The following is a 3,037-nucleotide window of genomic DNA, read 5'->3' on the forward strand; positions in this document are numbered from 1 at the left end:
AATTCAGGGAGGAAAATAATGTACATAGTGAGTTGACGTATGTTTGGACACCCTAAATATAATTAAATAAAAATAATTATCATACAATGTATTATTTAATAAAATATGGATATGATGGAAAAAAATTTTGCGGCTTTCAGAGAAATAATGGGGAAAATAGCGTGGAAAACACCATAATTAACGTATTAAAATCGCATAATATTTCGGATAACATGGAAAGTGCGGCGAGAACAGACAAATATGTATCCGCGGCGGGCAATGTTTTTCTCATAGAATCCAAAATTGATATAATTAAAATTTTAAAAATTTTAAATTCGCAGATAAAAGACATGTATTTTTACCAGTATGCAGGACTCAGTGAATATTTTAATCCCAGATACTGCACATTAAAAAAATATTCATACGTATTGGATGGGGACTATGATATTGAAAAATTTATGGTAATGCTAAGAAAATTTGAGGGCACACATGATTTTAGAAATTTCTCCAGAAAAGACTACAGAAACACTGTAAGAACAATAAAAAACATAGATTATTACCAGCACAATGGTTTTTTTATCATTAATTTTTATGCCAGGAGTTTTATATGGCACCAGATCAGGGCGATAATGGGTTTTGCGATGAGATACTATGAAATGGATTTGGATCCATTTGCATTTAAAATCAACAGCGTTTTTCTCGCAAGCCCTGAAAGATTAATTTTAATGGACATATTTTATGAAAATATAACATTTAGTGATTTCAATTCATCCTATCTGGATGGAAAGATTACGAAAAAGTTAACAGATATAAACGTAAATAGAGTGATATATTCCAGAATTCTTTATAAATTCCAATAAAGAAAATGAAAAATAATATTATATATAAAAATGCCCTTAAGTAATAATGGAAACTGAGAAATTATTTTTAAAAGATTCATACTTAAAAGAATGCGACAGTAAGGCCGTTACTGTTGAGTTTACTGATCTGACAGTGGATAAAACAGTTTTTTATCCCACATCATATGGCCAGCAGAATGACAAGGGAGAAATAGAGATAGAGGGAAAGAAATATTCCATAGTGGATGTCTGGGAGGATGGACAGCTGGTGCACCTTATTTCACTTGATACATATCCACAAAATCTTGATGGAGTAAATATACATCAAAGCATAGACTGGAATATAAGATATAACCACATGAGGTACAGAACTGCATTATTTATTATAGGTGGCCTGGCCTTTAAATTTTATAATGCAAAATCACGCATCAGCCAGACCTATGAAAACTATGCATGGATAGATATATACATAGATAATATAAAGCAGGACATAATTGACAGGCTTATTGATGAAACAAATAGGATAATTAAGCAAAATCTTCCGGTTGAAATTAAGTATGCAGACAATAATGAGTTTTCAATAGATAAACAAATGTTTGGATTCTCAACAGGAAGTATTCCTCAGGATGAAAAGTTGCGTGTGGTTAATATACCCGGGCTTCCATTGCAGGCTGATTACGGCCTGCATGTCAAGTCAACTGGAGAAATAGGGACCGTGGAATTTAAGACTTCAATGGTTAAGGGAAAACTTGACAAAAGGCTCACAATAACATTGAAATAATTATTAATTATATTTATTTGGATATAAATGGATGAAATAACAATAATAGACAGAATTAACAGGGCCTTTGCCTGGATAGGCATAGTGATAGCCTTTGGATTCTTTCTTTTTCTTATGCCTCAAACATTTTTAAGTGCACATTCAATAAGCCACATATCACCTGCTTACTATTACCTCTATGGAAGGGTGAGCACAATAGATGTTTATATTATTCTTATAATATCCATTATACTCATATTTGCATCTCTCTCCACGATTTTTTTAAAGTTAAATATATCATCGAGCTTTGATGCAGACATTAATAAAAATTTCTACATATTTTTTTCAGTTTACATCATGATTTTAATGTTTTCTTCGCTTATAATAGAAACCATATACCCAAAAATTTCAAGTTCTGCAGTTTATAAATACAGTTTTGGAGTCCAGAATTTTATATTTTCAGTAAGCTCTGTTTTTCAAATCATATTTCTTGAGATAATACCAGTTTCCATTATTTTAATTATTTATATGATAATATCAAAAAAATTAAGTGTTAATTCATTTTTATTTCCGTATAAAAACGTGAAACCCTTAATTCCTGTAATCATGATAATTGCTGCAGGTATTTCGGTATTTATTACCAATTATAATATATATGAAACAACTCTAATATATATTAATACACTCATACTTACCTATATTTATTTGAGATTTGGCATGCTCAGGGCATTGCTGGTAAGCTTTACCTCATCAGGACTGGAACTGGCAGAATCGTTTTTTGGTTCCAACCATGTGATTTCTTATATAATTGCCTTTTTCCTCCTGATATGGGCATTTCTTGGTCTGTATAGCATAACCATGCTGTATGCAAAAACCATTGAGGAAAGGAATAAAAAAATGGCAGAGGAAAATTCCAGGAACGGTAATGATAAGAATATTGATGCGGAAAATAACACCATCAATAATATTAATGAAAATCCGCAGAATGCGGAAATATTAAGAAGGCTTAATTCAATGAATCCTGAAAAACTATGGGTAAGGAGTGCGTGCAGCAACTGTGGCGGTGTTGAATTTAAAATAAATGATGATTTTTCACTTGAATGTGTTAAATGCGGCAATGTAATTCCTGCTGATGCGGATGGTCCATATAACATAGTGATAAATCAGTACGGAAATGTCAAAAGATAACTTTTTTAAATACTATAAATGTTTTTATATTTATTTGAATTTATGAATGGATTATTATGGTAACTAAACCAGCAAGAATGTATTCAAAAATTTCCGGTCCAGCATACACGAGAAAAGAGTTTATGGGTGGGGTTCCATATCCCAAGATAACAACATTTGTGCAGGGAAACCAGAAAAAGGACTTTGATATAGAAATGCAGCTAATTGCAGATGAGGCATGCCAGATAAGGCATACAGCCCTTGAGGCTGCAAGGATATCGGTAAACAGAAA

Annotated in this window: 4 protein-coding genes; all 4 read left to right on the forward strand. The window is 31.8% G+C overall.

Annotated features, from left to right (window positions below; all coding sequences use genetic code 11):
• Positions 1-86 precede the first annotated feature (86 nt).
• Positions 87-839, forward strand: coding sequence for a tRNA pseudouridine(38-40) synthase TruA (locus tag AOG54_RS02340; protein WP_054963841.1), 753 nt, complete (start codon positions 87-89; stop codon positions 837-839).
• Between the two features lie 46 nt (positions 840-885).
• Complete coding sequence (locus tag AOG54_RS02345; RefSeq protein WP_054963842.1) at positions 886-1,599, forward strand: alanyl-tRNA editing protein; 714 nt, start codon at positions 886-888, stop codon at positions 1,597-1,599.
• Between the two features lie 27 nt (positions 1,600-1,626).
• Positions 1,627-2,766: a hypothetical protein gene (locus tag AOG54_RS02350; protein WP_055032357.1), complete on the forward strand. Its 1,140-nt coding sequence runs from the start codon at positions 1,627-1,629 to the stop codon at positions 2,764-2,766.
• A gap of 56 nt (positions 2,767-2,822) precedes the next feature.
• On the forward strand, positions 2,823-3,037 hold a 215-nt coding region (locus AOG54_RS02355), incomplete at its 3' end, for a 50S ribosomal protein L16 (RefSeq protein ID WP_156324169.1).

Origin of the sequence: Acidiplasma aeolicum, assembly GCF_001402945.1 — an archaeon.
Lineage (GTDB): Archaea > Thermoplasmatota > Thermoplasmata > Thermoplasmatales > Thermoplasmataceae > Acidiplasma > Acidiplasma aeolicum.

Coding starts and splice junctions, on each gene's coding strand:
- AOG54_RS02340 (WP_054963841.1), top strand. CDS start 87: ATGTATTATTTAATAAAATATGGATATGATGGAAAAAAATTTTGCGGC.
- AOG54_RS02345 (WP_054963842.1), top strand. CDS start 886: ATGGAAACTGAGAAATTATTTTTAAAAGATTCATACTTAAAAGAATGC.
- AOG54_RS02350 (WP_055032357.1), top strand. CDS start 1,627: ATGGATGAAATAACAATAATAGACAGAATTAACAGGGCCTTTGCCTGG.